The organism is Anabaena sphaerica FACHB-251 (assembly GCF_014696825.1).
GTDB lineage: Bacteria > Cyanobacteriota > Cyanobacteriia > Cyanobacteriales > Nostocaceae > RDYJ01.
Genome location: NZ_JACJQU010000001.1, coordinates 174,252 through 199,917, shown reverse-complemented (window position 1 = coordinate 199,917; position 25,666 = coordinate 174,252). Strand labels below are relative to the sequence as shown.

General features: G+C 40.2%; 24 protein-coding genes. 12 read left to right on the top strand and 12 right to left on the bottom strand.

Annotation, left to right across the window (positions count from 1 at the left end):
- Positions 1 to 62 precede the first annotated feature (62 nt).
- Complete coding sequence (locus H6G06_RS00770; RefSeq protein ID WP_199306554.1) at positions 63 to 1,076, top strand: hypothetical protein; 1,014 nt, start codon at positions 63 to 65, stop codon at positions 1,074 to 1,076.
- Positions 1,077 to 1,174: 98 nt separating this feature from the next.
- Here H6G06_RS00770 and H6G06_RS00765 read toward each other — a convergent pair whose 3' ends face one another.
- The 5 genes from H6G06_RS00765 to H6G06_RS00745 all read right to left on the bottom strand — a co-directional run bounded on the left by H6G06_RS00765 (position 1,175) and on the right by H6G06_RS00745 (position 3,984).
- Positions 1,175 to 1,468, bottom strand: coding sequence for a 4a-hydroxytetrahydrobiopterin dehydratase (locus tag H6G06_RS00765; RefSeq protein WP_190556122.1), 294 nt, complete (start codon positions 1,466 to 1,468; stop codon positions 1,175 to 1,177).
- 44 nt (positions 1,469 to 1,512) lie between these two features.
- A complete protein-coding gene (locus H6G06_RS00760) occupies positions 1,513 to 1,776 on the bottom strand; it encodes a transporter suffix domain-containing protein (RefSeq protein WP_190556121.1) in 264 nt (87 codons plus the stop codon).
- Positions 1,777 to 2,122: 346 nt separating this feature from the next.
- On the bottom strand, positions 2,123 to 2,227 hold the full coding sequence (locus H6G06_RS00755) for an element excision factor XisH family protein (protein WP_190556119.1): 105 nt from the start codon (positions 2,225 to 2,227) through the stop codon (positions 2,123 to 2,125).
- 106 nt (positions 2,228 to 2,333) lie between these two features.
- Positions 2,334 to 3,092 carry a Uma2 family endonuclease gene (locus H6G06_RS00750; RefSeq protein WP_190556117.1) on the bottom strand — a complete coding sequence of 253 codons (759 nt, stop codon included), beginning with the start codon at positions 3,090 to 3,092 and terminating at the stop codon, positions 2,334 to 2,336.
- Positions 3,093 to 3,156: 64 nt separating this feature from the next.
- The gene (locus H6G06_RS00745; RefSeq protein ID WP_190556115.1) at positions 3,157 to 3,984 is read right to left on the bottom strand and encodes a carbohydrate ABC transporter permease; all 828 of its coding nucleotides are present in this window, start codon (positions 3,982 to 3,984) and stop codon (positions 3,157 to 3,159) included.
- A 260-nt stretch (positions 3,985 to 4,244) separates the two neighbouring features.
- Between H6G06_RS00745 and H6G06_RS00740 the strand changes: the two genes are divergently transcribed.
- From H6G06_RS00740 to folE, 5 genes are all read left to right on the top strand, one after another.
- The gene (locus H6G06_RS00740) at positions 4,245 to 4,934 is read left to right on the top strand and encodes an aldehyde oxygenase (deformylating) (RefSeq protein WP_190556113.1); all 690 of its coding nucleotides are present in this window, start codon (positions 4,245 to 4,247) and stop codon (positions 4,932 to 4,934) included.
- 205 nt (positions 4,935 to 5,139) lie between these two features.
- Entirely contained in the window at positions 5,140 to 6,159 is a 1,020-nt protein-coding gene (locus H6G06_RS00735; RefSeq protein ID WP_190556111.1) for a long-chain acyl-[acyl-carrier-protein] reductase, read from the top strand.
- A 118-nt stretch (positions 6,160 to 6,277) separates the two neighbouring features.
- Positions 6,278 to 7,258: an acetyl-CoA carboxylase carboxyltransferase subunit alpha gene (locus H6G06_RS00730; protein ID WP_190556109.1), complete on the top strand. Its 981-nt coding sequence runs from the start codon at positions 6,278 to 6,280 to the stop codon at positions 7,256 to 7,258.
- 528 nt (positions 7,259 to 7,786) lie between these two features.
- Positions 7,787 to 8,512, top strand: coding sequence for an SDR family oxidoreductase (locus H6G06_RS00725; RefSeq protein ID WP_190557195.1), 726 nt, complete (start codon positions 7,787 to 7,789; stop codon positions 8,510 to 8,512).
- A gap of 81 nt (positions 8,513 to 8,593) precedes the next feature.
- On the top strand, positions 8,594 to 9,301 hold the full coding sequence (gene folE / locus H6G06_RS00720; RefSeq protein ID WP_190556107.1) for a GTP cyclohydrolase I FolE: 708 nt from the start codon (positions 8,594 to 8,596) through the stop codon (positions 9,299 to 9,301).
- Positions 9,302 to 9,812: 511 nt separating this feature from the next.
- Here folE and H6G06_RS00715 read toward each other — a convergent pair.
- Complete coding sequence (locus H6G06_RS00715) at positions 9,813 to 10,448, bottom strand: phosphoribosylanthranilate isomerase (protein ID WP_190556105.1); 636 nt, start codon at positions 10,446 to 10,448, stop codon at positions 9,813 to 9,815.
- 127 nt (positions 10,449 to 10,575) lie between these two features.
- Between H6G06_RS00715 and psaK (H6G06_RS00710) the strand changes: the two genes are divergently transcribed.
- From psaK (H6G06_RS00710) to H6G06_RS00700, 3 genes are all read left to right on the top strand, one after another.
- Positions 10,576 to 10,830: a photosystem I reaction center subunit PsaK gene (gene psaK, locus H6G06_RS00710; RefSeq protein ID WP_190556103.1), complete on the top strand. Its 255-nt coding sequence runs from the start codon at positions 10,576 to 10,578 to the stop codon at positions 10,828 to 10,830.
- 248 nt (positions 10,831 to 11,078) lie between these two features.
- Positions 11,079 to 11,354 carry a photosystem I reaction center subunit PsaK gene (gene psaK / locus H6G06_RS00705; RefSeq protein WP_190556101.1) on the top strand — a complete coding sequence of 92 codons (276 nt, stop codon included), beginning with the start codon at positions 11,079 to 11,081 and terminating at the stop codon, positions 11,352 to 11,354.
- Between the two features lie 236 nt (positions 11,355 to 11,590).
- Positions 11,591 to 12,787 carry a site-2 protease family protein gene (locus H6G06_RS00700; RefSeq protein ID WP_190556099.1) on the top strand — a complete coding sequence of 399 codons (1,197 nt, stop codon included), beginning with the start codon at positions 11,591 to 11,593 and terminating at the stop codon, positions 12,785 to 12,787.
- 200 nt (positions 12,788 to 12,987) lie between these two features.
- On the opposite strand, the gene H6G06_RS00695 is transcribed toward H6G06_RS00700, so the two are convergent.
- From H6G06_RS00695 to H6G06_RS00675, 5 genes are all read right to left on the bottom strand, one after another.
- Entirely contained in the window at positions 12,988 to 13,716 is a 729-nt protein-coding gene (locus tag H6G06_RS00695; RefSeq protein WP_190556097.1) for a DUF3891 family protein, read from the bottom strand.
- A 334-nt stretch (positions 13,717 to 14,050) separates the two neighbouring features.
- Positions 14,051 to 14,743: a manganese catalase family protein gene (locus H6G06_RS00690; RefSeq protein WP_190556095.1), complete on the bottom strand. Its 693-nt coding sequence runs from the start codon at positions 14,741 to 14,743 to the stop codon at positions 14,051 to 14,053.
- Positions 14,744 to 14,857: 114 nt separating this feature from the next.
- The gene (locus tag H6G06_RS00685; protein ID WP_190557193.1) at positions 14,858 to 15,130 is read right to left on the bottom strand and encodes a GlsB/YeaQ/YmgE family stress response membrane protein; all 273 of its coding nucleotides are present in this window, start codon (positions 15,128 to 15,130) and stop codon (positions 14,858 to 14,860) included.
- Between the two features lie 185 nt (positions 15,131 to 15,315).
- Complete coding sequence (gene hemN, locus H6G06_RS00680) at positions 15,316 to 16,698, bottom strand: oxygen-independent coproporphyrinogen III oxidase (protein WP_190556093.1); 1,383 nt, start codon at positions 16,696 to 16,698, stop codon at positions 15,316 to 15,318.
- A gap of 218 nt (positions 16,699 to 16,916) precedes the next feature.
- Entirely contained in the window at positions 16,917 to 17,591 is a 675-nt protein-coding gene (locus H6G06_RS00675; RefSeq protein ID WP_190557191.1) for a biliverdin-producing heme oxygenase, read from the bottom strand.
- Between the two features lie 645 nt (positions 17,592 to 18,236).
- Here H6G06_RS00675 and H6G06_RS00670 point away from each other — a divergent pair.
- The gene (locus H6G06_RS00670) at positions 18,237 to 18,497 is read left to right on the top strand and encodes a hypothetical protein (RefSeq protein WP_190556091.1); all 261 of its coding nucleotides are present in this window, start codon (positions 18,237 to 18,239) and stop codon (positions 18,495 to 18,497) included.
- 1 nt (position 18,498) lies between these two features.
- The gene (locus tag H6G06_RS00665; RefSeq protein ID WP_190556089.1) at positions 18,499 to 18,939 is read left to right on the top strand and encodes an HNH endonuclease; all 441 of its coding nucleotides are present in this window, start codon (positions 18,499 to 18,501) and stop codon (positions 18,937 to 18,939) included.
- Positions 18,940 to 19,058: 119 nt separating this feature from the next.
- On the opposite strand, the gene H6G06_RS00660 is transcribed toward H6G06_RS00665, so the two are convergent.
- Positions 19,059 to 23,132, bottom strand: coding sequence for a PAS domain-containing hybrid sensor histidine kinase/response regulator (locus tag H6G06_RS00660; protein ID WP_190556087.1), 4,074 nt, complete (start codon positions 23,130 to 23,132; stop codon positions 19,059 to 19,061).
- A gap of 1,137 nt (positions 23,133 to 24,269) precedes the next feature.
- Here H6G06_RS00660 and H6G06_RS00655 point away from each other — a divergent pair.
- Complete coding sequence (locus H6G06_RS00655) at positions 24,270 to 25,565, top strand: thioredoxin domain-containing protein (protein ID WP_190556085.1); 1,296 nt, start codon at positions 24,270 to 24,272, stop codon at positions 25,563 to 25,565.
- Positions 25,566 to 25,666: the final 101 nt, after the last annotated feature.

Below are 25,666 nucleotides of genomic sequence, written 5' to 3'. Positions count from 1 at the left end.
TCTGCGACAATCAGCTAATCGCATACACCAACCAGCTATCCATCGTGCAAGATACCGACTCTATGAATAACCTTGCTGCTGCACTGCAACAGCCAGTAGACTTAGATTTTGAATTACCAGATCCAGAAGATGAACAAATTGCTGAGTCTGACTTTTTACAGCAGTTAGATGTAGCTTGGCAAGTATGCGATCGCTTTGATTTGCAAACAGAAATTTGGCGAGGACGCATTTTACGCGCTATCCGCGACAGAGAGAAAAAAGGCGGAGATGGTAGAGGTACTGGTTTCCTTAAATGGTTGAAGGAACGGGAAATTAGTAAAACTCAAGCCTACTCCTGGATTCAACTAGCTAACAGTGCTGATACCTTAATTGAAGATGGCAAACTTGACCCCAGTACCGTTAATAACTTTAGTAAACGCGCTTTTGTAGAAACCGCTAAAGCTGCCCCAGAAGTGCAACAAATGGTGAGTGAAGCAGCGCAAAAAGGCGATCGCATCACCCGCAGAGAAGTCCGTCAACTCACCGACGAATGGACAGCGATGTCCTCAGATTTATTACCTGAACCAGTCAAGGAAAAAGCCGCAGATAATAGCCTTCCTGCTCGCTATATAGCCCCTCTGGTCAAGGAAATGGAAAAACTACCCGAAGCACACCAGAAAGTTTTACAGAAGGAAATAGCGGCTAATCCTGATGTAGATACTCTCAAACAGGCCACCACAGAAGCAAGACAACTAGCAAAATATCTCAAATCTGCTGTCCAAGTACAGGCGCTAACAGAGGAAAATGTAGATATTGAAACAGCATTAGAAGAAGCACAAAGAATCGGCTGTTTGAGTATTGCTGCTGATTTGGTAAATCAAGCCTCGCAAATGGAACAAGGTATAGCCAAGTTATACATGACTTGGAAAAAAATCAGTAACTTGGCTGATAGATTGTATGTTGATACTGGTGCAAGTACACCCAATTTGCGATCGCTCCTCAGTTGCATAGAACCACTGGGAGGGGAAGTCATGGAAATTAAACTTAGTGGTGCAACAGAACATCATATTAGATTACAGATTCAGGAAACAAATTAGTCATTAGTCATTAGTCATTAGTCATTAGTCATTAGTCATTAGGAACTAGGAAGCAGAGGATAATCTTTTATTCCTGTTCCCTGTTCCCTGTTCCCTATTTACGAATTATAAATTTCATCCATTTTCTCCGCTAGTTTGACATCTAAATTACTGATAGCGTTACCGATGTCATGGGTAGCAAGATTCACTCTAACAGTGCTGTAAACATTAAACCATTCCGGGTGATGTCCCATTGTTTCGGCGTGAACACCTACTGTCACCATCCAACCCAACGCTGTAGCAAACGAGTTAAATTTGTATTCTTTGTATAATTTGCCTTCTTTAATTTGCCATCCTGGTAAACTATTGAGGGCTTGTTGTAGTTCGGTTTCGCTGAGTTTGTGTGCTGCCATTTTCTTAATTTACACAGAGATTTCTAAATACTTATTCTATCCAATTACAGTCTTTTTCTGTTTTTCCGCTTCCATCTTTTGAACAATATCCGCAAATAACGAAAATTCAAATAACGTCGATATTTTTGCACCACTTCCTTACCTACCAGTAGCGCACCCAACCAAAATAGAACTTCAGCGAAAACCAATAACGCTGGTACTAACAGGGCTTTTTGGGCTACGGAAATTGGCAGAAATGGTAAAATTATGGCGATCGCCAACCAGGGTAAAAATGAGACAATGATTAAAACTAAACCCAGCTTTTGCATAATTCCTGATGGTGACAAAATCTGAGTTTAGTGTTTTTATTTGTATGGTTGGAGTGGTTTACCTTACATTGTGGATTTTTTTTGTTTCACGCAGAGACGCAGAGGCGCAAAGCTTACCGCAGCGATGATGCCTGATGGTGAAATTCATCCTTAAACATTTCTGCGAAAATAGATATTCAAATACTTGTACAAACTTCTCCAAACTTTAGAAAAGTAAGTTTTTTCGGTACTTGGATTTGGCTTTTTGTATCTGTATAATTAAATTAATGCAGAAAACTAAGGTTAAAATACAACAGAAGTTCTGCACTACTTAAAAAGTTTAGTCAAATTTTGTATGGAGGGAATACTATATCTCCTCTAATTCTACCTCTAAGGGATCATCTGTAATTATCCATCCTTCTTTTTCTAATGCGGTTCTAACTGCTTGATGAAATAAATCTCTTGCTGACATAGATATTTTATTGTTTCGTGTATTCTATTTTATTTGTCTGATAGCGTAGCGTGGCGCAAGCCATATCAGGATTTACAGGAGGAAATGAATGTAACGAATATAACTCCTATTCTTCATCATCACCAAAATCAGGTTCAACGCCAAGAGCGCGTAATTGTTCTGCTAATCTTTCTGCACGTCGTCTTTCTCGCTCCCCTTGTTTTCTTTCCCGTTCTTCAGGTGTCAGTACCCAGTTACCCAAAGCGTCATACCAGCGTAACCATTGCCGTTCAATACCTTGATAGACACCTTGCCACAATCCTAAACCTAATTGAATATCATTTAGCCACACACGCAATTGATTTATTTCTAATTCCGAATAACTACTTCCCTGTAACTGAAATGCTCTTAACTGATCAGTGTAGCGGTCAAAAATTATATAATAAGGTACTCTTAAAACTCGTTCGTAGACTTCCCACTTAGTTGGAGGTTGGTTAGCGTCTCGTAAAGTTTTCCCCAAATCTTCTTTTTCTGTTCCCGGTGAAATAAATTCTACCACCACAAAGGGATTAACACCTTCTTGCCAAATCACATAACTTAGACGCAGTTCTTGTTGTTCATACAATCTTGATACACCAACAACAGCAAACCAGTCAGGGCGTTTATACCATAACGGATGATGGACATCATAATAAAGATTTAAGTCTGTAGCGACAAATACCTGATTTTCCGGGAAGTTAGAAGGAAAAAAAGTTTCCCGTAGTAACTGAGGTTGTAAAATATGAAATTCGTCTGGTAAACCGGGTTCCTCTAGGTTTTCACTAGGTAGATCATACATTGTTGGTAGGAATTCCTTGGCAGAACGCGGCGGATCAGTTTGATACATAACTATGGCGCAGGTGACAGGGAATAGGGAATAATTATCAATATTTTATCAAAATAGCCAGCAGCTAATTTTTAATCCCCGTCGCAGCAATACCCCGAATAAACTGCCTTTGACCAATCAGAAATAACACCATCACAGGTACAGTGGCAATTGTCACCGCCGCCATCATCAACGGCCAATTGTTGGTAAATTGTTCTTGAAACTCTGCTAAAGCTAACTGTACAGTTCTTAACTCTGGTCTAGTGGTAAATACTAATGGTTTAAATAAATCATTCCATTCACCGATGAAGGTGAACAAAAACAGCGTTACCAAAGCTGGACGTGCTAAAGGTAACATTACCTGCCACAAAATTTGCAGTCGGTTCGCTCCATCAATAGCTGCGGCTTCTTCCAATTCTACGGGAATTGTCTGGAAATATTGACGTAACAAAAAAATGCCAAAACCGTTGACCGCAGTTGGTAAAATCAGCGCCCAGTAAGTATTTATCAGGTGTCCCCATTTCAACACCAGGAAAATGGGAATCACCAATAATTGAAAGGGAATCACCAAAGTTGCCAATACAACCAGCAGTATTGCTTGTCTACCGCGAAATTTCAGCCTAGCGAGGGCGTAACCAGCCAAAGCAGATGTGATAATCTGAAAAGCCGTAACTGCGATCGCTACCAAGGTAGAATTAGCAAAAGCCAGTAAGAACTTCCCTCTTTCCCAAGCTTCGCGGTAATTAGCTAAAGTCCAGTTATTTTGTCCCATAACTCCTGGTGTTGTACCCGCAGGACTAAAGGATGTGAGAAAGACCACTATCAAAGGCAGTAAAACGATGAATGCTCCTAGCAGTAACAGTACCAGGCTCCATAAATTCGCGTTTTTCCAATTCCAATTTAGTTCGGACATGGGTTATGGCTCCAAAAGCATTGGCTTTTTTTAGTATGACTATGGAAAACAGGGAACAGGAAACGGGGAACATAGAAGGATGTATTTCTATCATTGGTAGCAGGTGGCTTACCTCCAGTTTGTCGCTACCTTGTAAAAACTAATCTAATTACCATAATTTCTTGTTAAGTTAAATTAAACCACAGTGATCATTACCCTAAATTTAGAGGGTAAATTAAATTTCAGTATCAAATAATTCAGGGTTACGGAGTAAACATACCATGCAACAGCTTGTTGAGCAAATTGATTTCCAGAGCGACATATATAAAGACGCTTATAGTCGAATTAATGCAATTGTCATAGAAGGCGAACAAGAAGCCCATGAGAATTACATCACATTGGCTAAAATGCTGCCGGAAAGCACAGATGAACTGATTCGGCTCTCGAAAATGGAAAGCCGCCACAAGAAAGGATTTGAGGCTTGTGGACGCAATTTAAAAGTCACCCCAGATATGCAATTTGCAAAGGAGTTTTTCTCTGGACTGCACCAAAACTTCCAAACCGCAGCCGCAGAAGGGAAAATTGTTACCTGCCTCCTGATTCAAGCTTTAATTATCGAATGTTTTGCGATCGCTGCATATAACATCTACATTCCCGTAGCCGATGAATTTGCTCGTAAAATTACTGAAGGTGTAGTTAAAGAAGAATACAGCCATCTCAATTTTGGTGAAGTTTGGTTGAAAGAAAACTTTACCGAATCTAAAGCCGAACTAGAAGAAGCAAATCGCCACAATCTGCCTATTGTTTGGCAAATGCTCAACCAAGTTGCTGATGATGCCCGCGTCTTGGCAATGGAAAAAGAAGCTTTAGTGGAAGATTTTATGATTCAATATGGTGAAGCCTTAAGTAACATTGGCTTTACCACCCGTGACATCATGCGTCTTTCTGCTTACGGACTGGCAACCGTCTAGGGAGACTGGGGACTGGGGACTGGGGACTGGGGACTGGGGACTGGGAAAACTCCTATACTGACTTCTGCCTCCTACCTCCTGACTCCTGACTCCTTTCAGAAATTACGAATTATTTAGACCCTTTATGTAGTATTTTTAAGAATTAGGTATTAATTCCTGATTATTAATTCCACGCTTTTCATAGCACACGCCTAATATATCACTAATGTTTGGTCTAATTGGACATCTGACTAGTTTAGAACACGCTCAATCCGTAGCTCAAGAATTGGGATACCCAGAATATGCCGACCAAGGGCTAGATTTTTGGTGTAGCGCACCACCGCAAATTGTTGATCACATCACCGTCACCAGCATCACAGGTCAAAAAATTGAAGGCCGGTATGTAGAATCTTGCTTTTTGCCAGAAATGTTGGCAAATCGGCGCATTAAGGCGGCAACACGCAAAATCCTCAACGCTATGGCTCATGCTCAAAAGCATGGCATTGATATTACAGCTTTAGGTGGGTTTTCCTCAATTATTTTTGAGAACTTTAATTTAGAGCAGTTTAGTCAAGTCCGTAACGTCACATTAGATTTTGAACGCTTCACCACAGGTAACACTCATACAGCCTACATTATCTGTCGGCAGGTGGAAGAAGCCTCTAAACAACTAGGAATAGAACTCTCGAAAGCAACTGTGGCGGTGTGTGGTGCTACAGGAGATATTGGCAGTGCAGTTACACGCTGGCTAGATAAAAAAACAGATGTCCAAGAACTACTGCTGATAGCCCGTAACCAAGAACGTCTCCAAGAACTGCAAGCTGAACTGGGACGTGGTAAAATTATGGGCTTGCAGGAAGCACTGCCCCAAGCAGATATTGTAGTTTGGGTTGCCAGTATGCCCAAAGGTGTAGAAATTGATCCCACAGTGCTGAAGCAACCTTGTCTATTGATTGATGGTGGCTATCCTAAGAACTTAGGAACAAAAATTCAGCATCCAGGTGTGTATGTATTAAATGGTGGAATTGTAGAGCATTCTCTGGATATTGACTGGAAAATTATGAAAATTGTCAATATGGATGTTCCAGCACGCCAGTTGTTTGCTTGTTTTGCAGAATCTATGCTGCTGGAATTTGAGAAGTTATACACAAACTTTTCTTGGGGGCGCAATCAGATTACCGTAGACAAAATGGAACGTATTGGTCAAGTATCGATTAAACATGGATTTAGACCATTATTAGTTTAGGAACTGGGGACTGGGGGCTGGAGACTGGGTACTGGGGAAAATTAATCAACTTGTACCTATTCTCTATTCTCTATTCCCTGTCACCTGTCACCTGTCAACTGTCACCTATTCCGTCACTATGGCAACTACTGAACGCAAACCGCTACTGTTGGATTTTGAAAAGCCTTTAGCAGAACTGGCTAAACGGATTGACCAAATTCGCCAACTTGCAGATGAAAATGGTGTAGATGTTTCTGGTCAAATTCGCCAACTGGAAACAAGGGCTATGCAGCTGCGTGAGGAAATTTTCAGCAGTCTAACACCATCTCAGCGACTGCAAGTAGCACGACATCCACGCCGTCCCAGCACCCTAGATTACATCCAGGCGATTAGTGATGAATGGATGGAGTTACATGGCGATCGCTGTGGCGGAGATGATCCAGCTTTGGTTGGTGGTGTCGGTCGTTTGGGTGGGCAACCTGTGGTCATGTTGGGGCATCAAAAAGGCCGGGATACCAAAGATAACGTCGCCCGGAATTTTGGTATGGCTGCACCTGGTGGCTACCGTAAGGCACTACGGTTAATGGAACACGCCAACAAGTTTAGTATGCCGATTATCACGTTTATCGATACTCCCGGTGCTTGGGCAGGAATAGAAGCCGAACATCAAGGACAAGGTGAAGCGATCGCCTACAATTTACGGCAAATGTTCTGCTTTGATGTGCCAATTCTCTGCACCGTTATTGGTGAAGGTGGTTCTGGTGGTGCATTAGGTATTGGAGTAGGCGATCGCCTACTGATGTTTGAACACTCTGTTTACACAGTTGCTACCCCAGAAGCCTGTGCCGCTATCTTGTGGAAAGATGCTGGTAAAGCCCCCCAAGCTGCCGTGGCCTTAAAAATTATTTCCCACGACTTGAAAAACTTGGGCATTATTGACCAAATATTAGCTGAACCCATCGGTGGCGCTCATTCCGACCCCTTGACAGCAGCTACTAATCTTAAACAAGCGTTGTTGAATAACTTAGACGAACTCAACCGCTTAACTCCCACTGAACGCCGTCAACTCCGCTATGAGAAATTCCGCAAAATTGGTGTCTTTACCGAACTTGCTCACTAAAAATAATAGCTATAACTGATTAGCACATCAACAGTGCTATAATTGCCTATGGAAGCTTAAAGATTCTTAACAATCTGAGCAGCTATAGGCATTTGTGTTGTGTGTTCAGCAAACAACCCCAATCTCATGGGCTAGTTTGCATAGTATTCAGTAATCAGCCCTGATTTTAGACCCTGAGAATCCAGGTCGATGTTTTTCTACCTGACTGGTAAGGCTAATGATAGGCAACCTACCCATATTGAAAAGGAATTCTAGCAATATTCAGCAGAAAATCAATTGATTTTTAGAATTATTTACAATTGATTTTGAGAATTATTTAATTTATGGGTGGCTGGTAACCATGCAAATTTTGGATTTTGGATTTTGGATTTTGGATTTGTTTTTCGGTTTCAGCCCTGCCACTTGTAGGCACAACAAATCTAAAATCCCCAATCTGTAACCCAAGATTGGGTGCAGTCAATCTAAAATCGCCAATCTAAAATCCAAAATTGTTTGACTCACAGCACTGCCAAAAAAATTGGAGACACCATGAGTTTTGAGCAGAAACGACGCGCCTTAATTACCGGTGCAAGCAGTGGAATTGGCAAAGCAACGGCTTTAGCCTTTGCAAAGGCGGGGATAGATGTTGCCTTGGTCAGCCGTTCAGAGGATAAGTTGGAGGGGGTAGCAGCAGCAGCAAAAGAAACAGGAGTGGAAGCAAAAGCCTTCACTGTTGATCTAAGTTGTGTTTCCCAAGTACAAGCCAAAATACAGGCTATCGCCCATGAATTTGGCGACATAGACATTCTGGTAAACAATGCTGGTATGGGATACACCGCCAATTTGAGTGAGACTCCCTTAGAAGATTGGCAGCAGGTGATTAATTTAAATCTCACCAGCGTCTTTGTTTGCATGATGGGAATTTTGCCAGTTATGCGGCAAAGAGGCAGTGGCACAATTATCAACGTTGCCTCCATCGCTGCCAAACAAGCCTTTGCCGGTTGGGGAGCCTACTGCGTTAGCAAAGCGGGTTTACTAGCTCTTTCTCAAACCCTGGCTCTTGAGGAACGAAGCCACGGCATTCGTGTAACTGCAATTTGTCCAGGTTCTGTAAATACTGAAATTTGGGACACGGAAACAGTTCATGCTAACTTTGACCGTTCCAAAATGTTAACTCCAGAAATAGTGGCTCAGACAATTCTGCACACTGCTTTGTTACCACAAGAAGCAGTTATTGAAGAATTAACTCTGATGTCTAATGCTGGTGTTCTTTAAATTAGTAATTGAGTCATTTATCTTTTTCCTGACCAATTACAAATTACAAATTACCAATTATCAATTACCAAGACTTATACCATGACTATTGCTAGTTCTAACGGTTCCAATCGCTCACAATCTCCTCTGATTACTGACTTAGCACAAGCCATCAGTACCAGACCTGACCGCAATACTCATGATGGCAAGCAACCCAATTTGCGTCCACCCTCAGAGGAAAATATGGAGCAAATGATGGAAGCTGTGCGGACAATGCTGATCGGTGTTGGGGAAGATCCAGAACGGGAAGGACTACTCAAAACACCCAAGCGCGTAGCTGAGGCTATGATGTTTCTTACAGGTGGCTACAACCAATCTCTAGAAGAACTAGTGAATGGTGCCATTTTTGATGAAGGGCATAATGAGATGGTACTAATTAGAGATATTAATTTCTTTAGTCTGTGCGAACATCATATGCTGCCATTTATGGGTAGAGCGCACGTTGCTTATATCCCTAATCAAAAAGTTGTCGGTTTAAGTAAGCTGGCGCGAATTGTAGAAATGTATTCTCGTCGCTTGCAAGTCCAAGAAAGGTTAACTCGACAAATCGCTGAAGCAGTGCAGACCATTCTCGAACCTCAAGGTGTTGCTGTTGTCATGGAAGCCAGCCATATGTGTATGGTCATGCGCGGTGTACAAAAACCTGGTTCTTGGACAGTTACCAGTTCTATGGTGGGTGTTTTCCAAGATGAGCAAAAAACCCGTGAAGAATTCTTGAATTTGATTCGTCATCAACCAGCATTCTTTTAGGAATTAGGGTTTGCTCTAACTATCGCTCATCCTTAAAATACAGCAGAGGGTGAGCGATTGCGTCTTTTTATTAGGCGATCGCACCGCATTATGAAAACACTATATCATTGCATAAGAGGATGTTTGAAAAGTTTTGAATGTATAAATAAACCCCTCTCCAAACCTCTCCCCGACGCGGGGAGAGGCTTTGAAACCCCCATTCCCTCGTAGGGAAGGGGGGAAGGGGGGTTAGGTTACTGAAGATTATTGGTTTCATCTAATACTTTTCAAACAACCTCTAAGGCAAAAGGCAAGAGTAAAACCCTTGTTATTCTTAAGTTTCCATGACTAATCATGTCCTAATTATTATGGCTACAGCTATAAATAACATCCTGTAAATCCTCAAATCCTGGATATCCTGATATGGCTTACGCCACGCTACGCTATCAGACAAATAAAATTAATCAATTATCCTCACAAACTACAAAACATCATCACTAACAAAAATCCTTTAAATCCTGTAAATCCTCATTCACATCAACACAGAATTTAACCTTGCAAACAACAAAGCTACCTTATCCAAATCTTTATCCCCTGGTGAAAGTTCCACACCACTAGATAAATCAATACCATGAGGATGGAGTTGATTTAGTGCATAAATAATATTATCTGGTGTCAGTCCTCCCGCTAAAAACCAAGGACGACTAGGACTAAATGCTTGTAACATTTGCCAATCTAAAGTTTGACCTGTTCCCCCTAATTGTTGAGGATGATAGGCATCGAGTAAGAAGGTATCTACATAATCAATATAATTAGCTGTTGTTTGTAGATGTTCGAGACTGCGGACTCTCAAAGCTTTAATAATTTCTACATCGGGTAAAGATTGACGCAATTGGTAGCAAAATTCTGGTGATTCATCTCCGTGTAACTGCACACCAGTTAAATTAGATGCAATTACCGTGTCACTGATTTGTGTAGTGCTACTGTTTGCAAAAACGCCTATTGTATCAATATTTTTGGGCAATGGTACTAATGCTGCCTGAATTTGCTCTATAGTAACGTAGCGAGGCGATGTAGGTACGCAAATAAATCCCAGTGCTGTTGCACCAAGAGATGCAATGGCTAGAGACTGCTGTGGTTGAGTGATGCCGCAAATTTTAACCCGCATTTAAGTTTGAGAAATTAAAAATAATCACAAAACTACATTAAGTTAGACTAAAAACTTTTGCTTTTTCCTACGTAATTTTATAATCTTGTAGGTTTAGATTCATTTTTTCATTCTAGGAGAATACATCTTGTTATCATCTATCTTACTAGCAGCCGCTGCAACCGTTCCTGCAACACCTGAGTGGAGTCCTACAGTGGGAATCATCATCAGTGCCAGCTGCTTAGTTGTACTTTTACTCACTTTGGGCAGTAAAGCCCCCAAGGTTGGTCCACAAATGCCTGTGCTTCCCGTCACTGTCCCCGCATTTATCGGTGCAATGGCTTTTGGCCATGTGATTGGTATTGGCATTGTTTTGGGACTGACTAATATTGGTCGTTTATAGAATTTAATACTTTCTTGCCATAGAGAGTAAAAATTCAGCGGTAGGTAAAAATCAAATTACTTACCGCTTTTCTATACTTAGTATTCTAAATTACGAATTACAAATAACGAATTACAATACCCTCCTTTTGAGGGAAGAATTATTTGGTTGAGTAGACAGAAGATAAAGATGAGTGTCTTTAGAGATGGAAATCATCCCCAAAATGGGGATTAATCCGCTGATTCACCCAGAGGAGATAATCATCAATCATGTCATCAATATTATTAGCAGTTCAAGCCACTGTTCCTAACACTGGAACCACATGGAACTGGACAGGAACACCGATTATCATTGGCAGTTGTTTATTAATGCTTGTCCTTGCTGGCTGGTCTATTCGCTATCCTCATGTAGGCCAAAAAATGCCTTTACCTTTCCCTAGATTATTCAATCATCCCAGTGTGGGTACATTCTTAGCAGCGATGAGTTTTGGTCATATTATCGGTGTGGCTGCGGTTTTAGGTTTGACCAATATTGGTGTTTTATAGGGACTGGAGAAAAGCACTTGGTGAATCAAATTTGTCAGGTGCTTTATGAGCAGACAAGAGATGCTTTATTTTTTGTTTACCTAAAATTTAGCTAAATTAACTATGTTATAACGCCTTAACTGGAATTAATTGTCTATTCTAGAAAAGAGAGCATATTGCACCTTTGCTAGTTGTGATTCATAAACTAGTGTTTAAAGATGCGTAGTGTATAAAAACTAGATAAATAAATTGATGTAATGCAAAAAAATTGGCAAATTGGATCTTTATTTGGCATTCCTCTGTTTTTAGACCCGTTATGGTTTGTAATTTTGGCGTTAGCAACCTTGAATTTTGGGGTAGCTTATCAACAATGGGGGAATGTTACAGCTTGGAGTGCTGGACTAGGGATGGCACTGCTGTTGTTTACGTCTGTGCTGCTACATGAGTTGGGACACAGCTTGGTGGCACAGTCTCAAGGAATTAAAGTTAACTCAATCACGCTATTTTTCTTTGGTGGCATTGCAGCGATAGAGGAAGAATCAAAAACTCCAGGTAAAGCTTTTCAAGTAGCGATCGCTGGTCCTGCGGTAAGTATAGTCTTGTTTGTGCTGCTAAGTCTAGGGTATAACGTTATTTCTGATACTACGCTATTGGGTGTAATGGTGAGGGATTTAGCGCGAATTAACTTAGTTGTGGCTTTATTTAACTTGATTCCCGGTTTACCTCTGGACGGGGGACAGGTGTTAAAAGCAGCACTATGGAAACTCACAGGCGATCGCTTTCAAGCGGTACATTGGGCAGCCAGGGCTGGACAGATTTTAGGTTATGCGGCGATCGCTCTGGGATTTGCTATAGATTTCTTTACCAGGGAACTAGTAACAGGTTTGTGGATTGTGTTATTAGGTTGGTTTGCGATTCGCAACGCTAACAGCTACGACAGCGTCACCACATTACAAGAAACCCTACTCAAACTGGTAGCTGCTGATGCTATGACTCGTGATTTTCGGGTAGTTGATGCAAACCAAACATTACGGGAGTTTGCTGACTTATATCTTTTAGAAACATCCTCGCCACAAGTTTATTTTGCCGCTGCTGATGGACGTTACCGGGGTTTAGTAAGAGTTGATGATTTGCGGACAACTCAAAGAAGTGAGTGGGAAACCGAAACTGTACAGAAAATTGTTCACCCTCTAAATACAATACCCACAGTTACCGAATCCACTTCCTTGGTAGAGGTGATTACCAAGCTGGAAAACGAACAACTACCTCAAATCACGGTACTTTCTCCCGCAGGTGCTGTAGCTGGTGTGATTGACAGGGGAGATACTGTCAAGTGTTTAGCACAAAAGTTAAATTTGCGAATCACCGAAGCGGAAATTAAGCGGATTAAACAAGAAGGTAGTTTTCCTCCAGGTTTGCAACTGGGGGTAATAGCGAAGTCAACCGCAAATTAAAGCCACAGGACTTTCGCAATTCCCTACTAAACACTTAAAACTGTTCCCTGTTCCCTGTTCCCTGTTCCCTATCTCCACGACAAGACTTTTTCAGCAAGCCCTAAATAGACCACAAGCAAACCTCTCTCCTGGTAGGAGGGAGGCTTTGATTTCCTGGGGGTTAGGTCTAATAATTGTGGTTCAAATACGTGAAAACTGCTCTAACTCTTAACAAATGTCCATTCCAGTACATTTATGGGAGCTTTGCGAAGAGCTTGAGATAGTTCTTGACTGTGGTCAAACTTGACCTGAGACAAATTGCAGGCTTCGACATTGACTGTAAATTGCTGATCTTCAAAAGGCCAGGGTTGAACAGTGACTAGATGATCGCGACGTTGCATAATATCATAACGCTGTCCATCAGGTCCCGGACTAATTTCTAGCCATCGTTCATCAGCGGGGAGTTCTTGCTGACAGAGAATCAAAGACAAGCGATCACACCATTGCATAAAGGCATAAGCTGCCTCTACCTGATCCGGCGCTATTCCTAATTCTTCCTGCAAATGCTGTTGGTGGTTTAGTTGCTCATCCAGAAATTTATCCAGTTCTACCAGCCGACCACGATTGGGTTCATTTATACGGCTAATGTGCTTAGAAATTAATAAAGCTACCCACCTACCCCGGTAATGAGCATTTTTTGCCAAAGTAGCTATTTTGGCGACATCTATATTTGGGTTAAGCATAAAATCCATTGGCGCACCTGCGGCTGTCAGATTGTCTTCCTCCCACTCTTTTTCTAAATCATCATGATGGGAGATTGCCGCTAAAGTTTCATACAACCTGGCGGGAGCATTTTTGCGTTGCCATTGTCCTGCTAGTTGAGCAGCAAGCAAAGCATGAGCGCGATGATAAATGATTTCCCAACCGTTTTGTGTTGCATTAACAATCATAGTAATTCGTAATTCGTAATTAATAAACTCAGATAGGGGTTAGACATAAGCCCACCCCACTACTAGTCGGTTAAGGGGGAAAGAGGAAGATAAAACCTTTATCCTTTACCCAAACCCCCTGAAAACTTTTATATTCAGGACTTACGCAACTGGCATATTAGTAAGGTGCATCAGACTCAAAAATCTGTTTATTGACAGGATTTATGCAATCTGACGCACCCTACAAGAGATTTTTGATGTGACAGTTGCGTAAGTCCTAATATTGTTAATCGAGCAGTATTGAAGCCCATCCTAACTAATGCAAAATTGCAGCTAAATTACAATCTGCCAATTATTAAGAGCGAGATTCTAAAGGATTGGCGACGTAATTAAATGTTGGTTCAGAGTTCCAAGGACCACGCTGATGCTGATCGGTTCCGTTTGTCGATAAGTTGTAATAAAGAGAGACAGTTTCATCTGGCTGAACATTACCAAAGAAAGGATCAGTCAACTTACCCAAAGAATCCAGAGCTTTCATAAACATTTGGGTATGAGAAATTTCTCGTGTTAACAAATGCACTAAAGTGTTTTTAGTTCCCTGATCTGTGGACAGCTTAATTAACTCTTCATAGGTTTGTCGAGCGCCAGCTTCTGCGGCAATATTCGCCCGTAAATCACGGACTACATCACCACCCTCATTCAAGTAATTTGCACTCCAAGCATTTCCTTGACTATCAAGAAAATGGGGACCAATTCCTCGAATAGCAAAAAGAGTGCTTTTGTAAGCTTCGGTTTGGTCGGAATTTTTTGTATGAGCTTCGATGAGTTTACCAACCATCTCTAAATGACCGAATTCTTCAATAGCAATATCCTGGAGCATATCCCGAATACCAGCATTCTCAACATGAAAAGATTGCACCCAATATTGCAAAGCAGCTGTGAGTTCACCTGTTGCGCCACCAAATTGCTCTAGAAGTAATTGAGCAAAACGAGGGTTGCATTCATCAACTTTTACCGAATGAATCGGTTCTTTTTTGTGAAAAAACATACAAACAATTAATTTCCAATTAAACAGGGTAAAAAGAAGGATATATGGCTACTGCCAAGCGCACAGGATGAATCTTAATAATCTTCCCATCCTGAACCCGACTTAGTTAAAAAGTTAGGCTCGGCTACTTCTTTGGAATAGCGTCCATAAATAAATCGCAATCATTGCACCAATTATCGCCACCAAAATACCAGGAATACTTAAAGTGGTAGCCGTAAGTTGTAGAGTGCCAGTGCGGAGGAGTGTAAACAAAGTACCACCGATAAAAGCACCTACAACACCTAAAATTATTGTTGAGAGAATACCGCCACCTTGACGACCTGGATAAACAGCTTTAGCAAGCGCACCAGCTAATAGTCCTAAAATTACCCAAGCAATAATATTAATCATTGCTGATTACCTCTATAATTTGATCTGTATCAAATTTATCAGCAATTAAAGAATTTTTTTTCTACCATTCGGCATAATTTTATAAATCAAAAGATGGAGATAGTTGATAGATAATTTAAAAAGTTAAAAAGATCAAAATATCCCCAATTTCTTAAAGAAGTCGGGGATTTGAGCCTCAATACTCAAATGGCACGAGAGAATTTTCTTTCTCTAATTCTGCTATGAGTATCGAAGTTCACCGCAATATTTCTTACTAATAATCTACCAGTATCAGTGATTTGGATTTCGTCGGTGAATAAATTCACTAGTCCATCATTTTCTAGAGGTTTTAACTCTTCTAGTTCTTGGGAGAAATAGCCATCAAAATTGATGTGATATTTACGTTCAATGTCTGACTTATGTAGCTGAAAGTGAGACATAATAGACATAATTACATCCCGTCTGATGATGTCATCTTGGGTTAATTGAATGCCTTTACTGGTGGGAATAACACCTGCTGACACAGCTTGATAATAGTCCTTTAAACCTTTATGGTTTTGAGCATAAGCATCTTCTAGCATACTGATAGATGTAGAACCAAAACCAAAAAGTTCTGTTTCTGCGTGGGTGGTGTAACCTTGGAAGTTGCGTTTTAGTGTACCATTACGTTGAGCGATCGCTAATTCATTATTAGTTTTGGCAAAATGATCCATCCCAATAAACAAATACTCGTTATTTGTTAACTCTTCAATGGTCATCTTGAGAATATCTAACTTTTCCTGTGCTGTAGGTAATGAATCTTCAGAAATTCTTTTCTGCACAGGTTTCATCCAGGGAACATAGGCAAAATTAAACACCACAATTCTGTCAGGATCTAAAGCAATTGTCTTTTTGACTGTTTCCTGAAAAGTATGCAGAGTTTGGTAGGGTAAACCATAAATTAAGTCTACATTGACACTAGCAAAATTAGCCTCCTTAATCCAATCCATCGCATCAAATAGCATTTTTTCTGGTTGGATACGGTTAACGGCTTCTTGCACTTGTGGGTTAAAGTCTTGGATACCAAAACTAATGCGATTAAAACCAATATCTCTCAGAAATTGAATGTATTCTCTATTGACATAGCGAGGATTAATTTCAATGGAAACTTCCGCTTGTGAATCAATAGTGAAATAACGGTTAATCTTGTTCCACAAAAATTCAACTTGGTTGAGTTCCAAATAATTAGGTGTACCTCCACCCCAGTGAATCTGAAGCACTTTTCGGCTGGTATCTATCAATGCTGTGGTGTTTTTGATTTCCTGTGCCAAATTTTGTAGATAAGGTTTGGCAATATTCTTGTTATTAGAAATTACCGTATTACAACCACAGAAATAACAAGCCGTCTGACAAAAAGGAATGTGGAAATACAAAGATAGTGGCGTTTGACGTTGATTTGAGGTGATGATGGATCTTTCAAAGTCTTGCGCGGTGAATGTTTCACTTAACTCTGTAGCGGGTGGGTAACTGGTGTATCTGGGTGCGCGGGTGTCATACTTTTTAATCAGATCCAGATCAAATTTTACACCAGGTAATAGAAAGACCATTAAAACCTCCGAGTGACTTTTAGTTTACTGCTAGTGATTGTAGGAATTGTAATTTTTGAATTGGGAATAATTACGCTGATATTTCCCAATTGATTGTTGTAAGATTGGCAATTTCTTATTACTAAGTGCCAATATATTTGTATGTTTCCGCTTCAATTACTGAAACGAACTAGCTAGGACTTACTTCAAGAAACCCGGTGTTGATTAAAAATACTATATCAAACTAGGTCATTATATGTAGCTCGACCTAAAGCTTGAATTAAAATACTTTCTAACTCTTTAATTATCTCCATGTTCAGGTAGAACGCATGGTTAGCTTCTGCTACAATTTTGTCAGCAGTTGTATCATCAACGGGTAAGGTATCTAATGCTTGACGATACCTGTTTTTGAATTCCTGCTTATCAGGAATTTGCTCAAAGTTGTAAAATGAAGTGCCTTCGTATCCAGACAGTTTTAAGGCTGACTGAGCAACTTTTTGTAACATTTGTCCACCAGAAAGATCACCCATATAACGAGTATAGGCATGACCTAATAACAAAGCAGGTTCGTGAGTAGAGATTTCATGAATACGCACAATGTAATTTTGAGTTGCTGTTGATGGTCTGATGAGGTGTGGCCATAGATTCCCATGATAAAATAACATATCTTTTTCTAGGGATACTTGGCGATTTAGTTCAGGAAAATACATTCCACTAATTACAGGATGTTGTTTATTTTTCTCAATTGCTGTTTCTAGTTCACTGTAAACAAAATACAGATTACTCAAAAACTTAATAAAGCATTCTCTATCTACAACACCTTGCACAAAACATTTCATGAAACCGACATTTTCTGCGTCTGTATGAGCTTGTTGAGTACCAGAACGCAGTTTGATGGCTAAATTATTACTCATTGTTGCTTCCTTCATGTTCACGCGCAAATTTGCTCAATAGACATCGACTTGTTTATCAGTTCGCCGTCGATACCACAGCCAGAAAATTGCTATTCTAGGTTTATGGGGTTCTGCACCAATCTATCCAGCAAGCACCACTGCTGATATAGATTCAGGGCTATTTTTATCTCTTACAAAATATTTAACTATTAATCTTCTTATAAATATAAAGATATTCATATTTCTTTAGACTTTAGTGAGTAAATTTGCTCTATTTTATATTGAGAGAAATAAAATTTACTGCTATTTAGAATAATTACTGAATTTTATGTATATAATCATAGTTAAAAGCTAATTATATATGAGTATTATGTTGGACTGGTTAGTTGTTTGGGGAGTAACTCAGGCTGCGGGATTTGTGTTCAAGCCAATTTTAGAAGATTTAGCCCAAGAAGATGTTTGAAAAGTCATGCTGAACGTAGCGCAAAACCCTAGAGTCTTCGTTCCACTTTGTTCCACTCAGAATGACCAATTATACCTTTTCCAACTTTTCAAACACCCTCTAAGCGACAGAGCAGAAAATGACCCAGATGAGCAGGTGAGGGAGTTTGCAAAAAATAAATTAGCAGAATTAAACGGTTAAAATAATAAAAAAAGGATGCCGCTATGAATACATCTGTTAAAACCATCAAAGTCTACGACGAAATTGTAGATTTCATTGCTGCCGGTACTACTCCTCAAAGTGTGATTAACTTCCACATTTCAGAAACAGCACAAAACCGTTTAGAAGATTTAATTGACAAAGCTAAAAATAATGAACTCACCAAAGAAGAAAAACGCGAGTTAGATATTTTTTTGAATCTAGAACACATTATTAGATTAGCAAAAGCTAAAGCTCATAAATATATCAACACGGAGAGTCAATAAAATGTCTCGTACTTACATTAATTTAGAAACAAGGCGTTTAGTTGTGGAACGTGCTGGTAATATTTGTGAATATTGTCTTATTTCAGAAGAAGATACTGCATCATGTCAAGTTGACCATATAATTAGCGTTAAACACGGTGGTGCAAGTACAGACGATAATCTATGTTATGCTTGTGTTTTCTGCAATTTGCAAAAAGGTACAGATTTAGGCTCAATTAATTGGCGAAATGGTGAACTAGTGAGATTTTTTAACCCCCGCAGAGACTTTTGGGGTGATCATTTTCGACTTGATGAGGCTATGATTCAACCACTAACAGATATTGGTGAAGTAACCGCACGTATTCTCGATTTTAACAACGATGAACGGATTATAGAAAGACAGTTATTAATAGAAGTTGGTAAGTATCCATCAACAGCAGCAAAAGGAAGAATTAGCAAGTAGATATATCAAAAATTAAGTGGGTGAAACAGCTAATAAAGAAACGAATAGTAGGTAAATAAAATGACTGCAATTACAACAGGTGAAGATATTGTAACTTTAGATATTCAGAACAGTCATTTTCAGACTTCTGTAATACGTTCGTTAATAATGTTTTTATTGCGCTCAACTAAACTAGCGACTACTGTAGCTAATTCTGCTGGCTCGATGGGTTTAGGCAAATGTAGCTGATAACCTGCCTCTATAGCTCGCATTCGGTCTTCTACCCCTGCATAAGCTGTTAATGCTGCTGCTGGAATATTTCTGCCTTTTTCTGGAGGTAGTAATCGCACTTTGCGAATTAAAGAATAACCATCTTCTTCTGGCATCCCAATATCACTAACTAAAACATCCGGTTTCCACAGAGTAAGCATCTGCAAAGCCTCTGAGGCTGATGCCACTACTTTAACTTCTGCTTGGCATTCTTCCAGTACCGTCCTAATAAATTCACGGCTATCAGCTTCGTCATCTACAACTAACACTCGTACACCTTCGAGTTGAGGTAGATGGGCTGATAGAGCCAGGGTGGCATTAGCCAGAGAATTCAGAGACACAGAGGCAGATTTTTCTTCTCTGTTACAGTTTTGCTCCCCGACATTTGTGCTTTCTTCTAGGAGTGGTAGCTTGACTGTAAATGTTGATCCTTGGTTCTCACCCAAACTTTCTGCATGAACAGTACCACCATGTAATTCTACTAAATGACGCACTAGTGCTAATCCTAGTCCTAGTCCACCATGAGACCTCGTGCTAGAACTATCAGCTTGACGAAAGCGATCAAAGACGTAAGGAAGAAAATCAGAACTAATACCTATTCCATTATCAATTACTTGAATCTGAGCATATTTCCTGAATGGTGGTTGTTGATGCTCAAGGCAAGTGCAGCTACAATCATTTTTTGGTTCTGGGTTGCTGATAGTAATCTTGTCTAGCCTGATTTCTACATTACCGCCTTGGGGTGTGAACTTGATAGCATTGGTTAACAAATTCCAGATGACTTGTTGCAAGCGATCGCAATCACCGGAAACAATCACAGCAGAGGTAAAGGGCAAAACAGCCTTTGTCCCCTCTATTTGTGCCAACGTAGCCGCAGAATATGGGTAAAAGTGCAAATTGATTTCCTTGGCTTGGGCGGCTAGGGAGACAGTTTCAATTGCTGAATTAATAATGAAAACCAAATCGCAAGCACGAGGGTTAAACTTTAACTTGCCTCTAATGATGCGCGAGATATCCAACAAATCATCAATTAGCTGGTTTTGCATCTTTGCGTTGCGTTCAATAGTTTCTAGTCCCTGTGCTACCTGATCTTCGCTGAACTTGCGGGTACGCAACAGATGAGACCAGCCGACTATGGCATTGAGAGGCGATCGCAATTCATGGGATAAAACCCCCAGAAACTCATCCTTCATCCGGTTAGCTTCACGTAACTGCTCAGTTTGTGCCTGTAAGGAAGCGATCAAATTAGCTCGATCCTTGGCGATCGCTATTTGCTCACACACTGCCTGCATGAGTGCTTTTTGATTTTCATTGAAGTCAGAAACCCTACGGCTGGCAAAAGAAAGAGTACCAATCAACCGCCCCTGAGTTATCAACGGATAACTATAATAAGCCTTAATCCCCATAGAGCGAATTAATTCTGTTTTTGGGTCAGTTGATTCCTGCACGTTATTTATAGCAATTGCCCGCCGTTCCTGAGCTACAGTACCGCACACCGCTCGGCCAAACACCAGCATTTCAATTTCTTTGGCCAGTTCCTCAGAAATACCTCTGTAAGAACCTAATCGCATGACTGGAGAGTTTCCTTCAACCACATAGTTAAAGTAAGCATCCAAATCAATCTGCTCTGCCAGTTGGTGGAAAACAGTATCAATGAATGCCACTGGTTGCTGGTTGGATAGGAGACTGTTAGCTGTATTAAAGAGTAGCTGGAGATTTTTGCAGCCCGATGACAGGTCGTTTTGTATTTGTTTGAGTTTACTAATATCTTGGAAAGTTATGATACAGGTGGCTGGATAACCGTGCATGGCTGGCAGAGTATCAGCAAATATGAGGAGAGAAACAATACCTCCAGAGGTCTGCCAGTCTATCTCAACTCCTGCCAAACTTTCCCCCCGCGCCACCCGCACCCCTGGCATTTGTTCATTAGGGATGGTATTACCTACTGCATCCGTACAATGGTAAACAGTGTGATATTCTTCTGCTGCTTTGTTTTTGGGAAATTCACCCCCAGCTAATTTATCAGCTGCTTGATTAGCAAATATAACCCGTGCCGTTCCTGGTTCGATAAATGCGACTGGAATCGGCATCAAATTAAGTACATCTTCTAACCATTTTTGGTGATTTCGCAGCAAGTTTTCTGCGTGCTTACGCTCTGTAATATCCAAAAATGAACCGATACAACCTCTAGTTTTACCGTCTTCGTCAAATAGCGGGGCGACATACTCCAGCAAATTGATGACTGTGCCATCTTCATGGACAACATCAACTTCAACATCCAAAATTTCCACCCCATGAGCCGCAGCATACTGCATGGGTAGTTCTTTTTCGGTCAGTTCTCTACCTTCATGGAAAACTTTAAATGTTGTTGGTCTTTCTTCCAGGGGAGCAGTAAGGGAGGCATTTACGTCCGGTGACATCCTCAGTAACTTGGCAAGAGCCGGATTCATGTTAATAGTTTGGCATTCTGGATCTTCCGCTATGCCAATACCAATAGGAATCATGTCCAACAAAGTTTGTAATTCGGTTACTCGTCGCCGTAATTTTTGGTTGAGTAGGAGGATTTTTTTCTTGGTTTTCTGGAGTTCACCCAGTGCAGCTTCTCGTGCGCTCACATCCAGAATAAAGGCTATTGACTTCTCTCGTTCTTCTCCCAGCAGGACAAAACCAACTAACACGGGAATGCGACTACCATCTTTGCGAATATATTCTTTCTGAAATGGGACACAAGCGCCGTCTATACTGGACTGGGCTTGGGCGATCGCTTGCTCATCTAAATATAAATATTCTGGTGGTGTCAGATTCTGCCAATCTATCCTGCCAGCTAGTAAATCCTCTTGTGTATAACCAATTATTCTCAGAAATTCGTCGTTTCCCCGGTAGATGCCACCATAAACATCGCCAAATAGAATCCCAATAATGTTAGCGTTAACGAAACTTTGCAATTTCTCTTCATTTTCTTTCAATGCTTCTTGGGCGCGATTGCGTTGACGACTGAGGCGATCAATTACCATCGCACTTTGCCAAACTAAAACGCTAAAAATTATAATTAAAACAATAGCAAACAGTGAAATGCCAAAGGCAGGATCATACATCCCCGCCCGTTCACCGTTAACGATTAACCAACCGACGACAAAAGGTACTGTTATTGCTGGCAATAATAAACGACGAGCTATTAGACCACCATAGCTATCATTAGTTACTACCTGCATCAACCCCTGCTTTGAACTTGCCCACAGAATACCGATAGATAGCGCCATGAAAATCAGCGCCGTATGTAATGCCATTGATGTTGTCAGTGCGGCAATACCATAGAGAATTTGCTCTTTGTAGGCATAGCCCATCAGTGACTGTAAGGAAATCAAAGCGGTGATTAGGGCAAAAATCTGGGCATACCAATAGCACCGCTGTTTTTTTGGCTGAATAATTAGATATAGAGCTACACCAATTAGGATAAAACTTAGTGCGGTATTAAAGCCCATGCGTCCGGGGTGGGATGTCGTCACCACTATTGGTGAGTCTCGAAACAAAAGTTCATCAATCCCGAAATTCCAGCCAAACAAATATTGAATCATTGTCAGTGAAGCAATTCCGGCTACTGTTACCGCACAAACTCGAGACAGCCACAAATAAAAAACACGCCGACGAGGAGAATTTATATTATTTACCTCTCCCTCTGTTTCCCTGAAACTTGACCTCTGAACCGCTATGATTTGGGATAGCCAAAGGGATAATCCAGACAACAAAAAGCATAGTGCTGTATTTGCCTTCATTGTGGCAGGACTACCAGGGAAACCATGTTTGAGAATGTCAATGTTAAAATACCAGCCTATTAGTACCAAGCTACCCATCAAAATAGCCACTACACTGGCAACTAGTACCACACCTAAATGTGCAGGTATTTTCAGAAAATCTCTTATCTTTAACTGATTAATACTTAACATTGAGGTTTTTGAACCCCTAAATAGTGAATGCACCAGTTTAATTAAATACAGTTATATTATATCTTTAACGATTGCTAATAGCTGAAAATAGCTTTCAACTGGTGACGTGGAATATGACTTGAAAGTAGGTAATAGGAAGCAGGAAAGAGGAGCGGTCTATGTGTACTTAGTCTTTGGCACAGAGCGCAGAACACTTTCGCCAAAATCAAATAGGATTGCTATCTAGCCTTTTCTATGCTAGTAGGGCAACAAATAACCATACTTAGTTTAGTTAATTTTAAAATCTATCTGAGGGTATATTTTAGATTAGATACCTGGTGCATCAGACCTAAGAGGATGTCTGAGAAGTGTCAAATGTCATGCTGAACGCAGCGCCAGCGCAGTGAAGCATCTCACAAATTAATGGAAAATGGAGATTCTTCGTTCCGCTTCGCTCCACTCAGAATGACAAAATATACCTTTCGCGTACTTTTCAGACATCCTCTAAGAGGATGTTTTAAAAGTCCATAAAAGGTAAAAAATACCGCCATTAATACATCTGTCCCTCAAGAGATATTAGTTATTAGTGAAGTAAGTAAGTCGGCGGGAAAAAACCGAAGTATGTAACAAAAAGTAAATTCACCAAAACCCTCTTCCCCGTTCCCTGTTCCCTGTTCCCTGTTCCCTGTTCCCTTGTCATAACGACAATTTTTAACGCCCACTTACTTAACATCACGTATTCTTGATTTTAATAACGATGAACGGATTATAGACAGACAATTATTCAGAGAACGGGGTAAGTATCTACCAACATCGGCAAAAACAAGAATTAGCAAGTAAGTAGCCATCATGAACTGCGTACACCAGGAGACATGAAAAACTTCTTATTCCCCTCCTCGCTTGCGGGGAGGGGTCTTATTTGCAAGTCAGGTGAACAGAAAAAAACCGTAGACGCGGAGCGGCTTCTCGAAGAGTAATATGTAACAAAAAGTAAAATATCCCAAAACCTCTTCTCTATTCCCGGTTCCCTGTTCCCTGTTCCCTGTTCCCTGTTCCCTGTTCCCTTGTCATAACGACAATTTTTAGCGCCCACTTACTTAGATATATCAAAAATTAAGTGGCATAGTTGTAACACTCCACTAAATTACCTTCAAAAATATGAAGTTTACTAATTTGCAACTCCCCTTTATTTTTATCTTAGCTGGTTGCGTCTTTTCACAAGCTGGTTATACGCAAGATACCAATTCAAACACATCTAAACTGAGTCAAGAAGCTACAAGATTACGTCAACAAGGTGCAACAGGATTACAAACTTTTCTTAAATCCCATATTAACGATTTAACATCACTACCCTCACCACAAATCAAAACAGCTTTAGACGAATTGTGTCAACAACGAGATTGTTATGCTTCTAAGTTGTATTGGTACACGGATTTAGAAAAAGCTAAGGCTGCTGCTAAAGTTAGTGGTAAACCAATCCTTTCTTTGCGGTTGTTAGGTAGATTAGATACAGACCTCAGTTGTGCTAACAGCCGATTTTTTAGAGTCGCATTATATCCAAATTCGGAAATTTCTCAAGAATTGAGAGAAAAGTTTATCTTGCATTGGCAAACAGTACGACCTGTTCCTAAAGTAACCATTGATTTTGGTGACGGACGCAAGTTAGAAAGAACCATCACAGGGAATAGCATTCATTACATTTTAGATAGTTCTGGTCGTCCGATTGATGCCATTCCCGGACTGTATGGACCGAAAGCTTTTCTTAAACAACTCAAGCAAGGGGAAATAATAGCAACAAATTTAAGTAAACGTAGCGGTAGAGAATACGAAAATTTATTACAACAATATCATCTGCGTCGGCTTGATGGAATTCAAAATCAATGGCGTTCAGATTTCTCAAAATTGGGTATTCAGTCTCCACCTCAGTTAGTAGAACGTGCCAATAATTCTACTTTACCTCCTAGCGCGAGAGTTGCTGGTTCTTTAGCAGTTTCTAAATCAGTAGTAGAAAGACCAATTATCAATGCAATTCAACCAGAGACTTTAGATAATCCACCTAATCCCTTAGAAATTCTTGACCAAGCAACTTGGAATAGATTAGCTCAATTGTATCAAGCTGATGCCAAACTTGATGGCAATAGCATAGCTTTAATTCAGGCTAAAAAATTACCAAATACAACAACAGAAAATAATTTATCCAGGGTAATTAGAAATTTTGAAACAGTGATGGCTTTGGATACAGTCAGAAATGAATATCTGTTCCATAGGCAAATTCATCAATGGTTTTTACAAGGAAATGAAACATCTGATGTAAATCAACTGAATGAAAAAGTTTATGCTGAACTGTTTCTAACTCCTAGTTCTGATCCTTGGTTGGGTTTAGCAAATAATGATACTTATAATGCAATTGATAATGGTGGCATTGTTGACAATTCTGCATCAAGCAGCCGCTAAAAATTCAGGTAATTGCTAAAGTATTGCAGATGATTTTGTACAATTTACTTTCAATAATTTAACTGATGACTACTAATAACTATTTATGCTTAGATAATTTT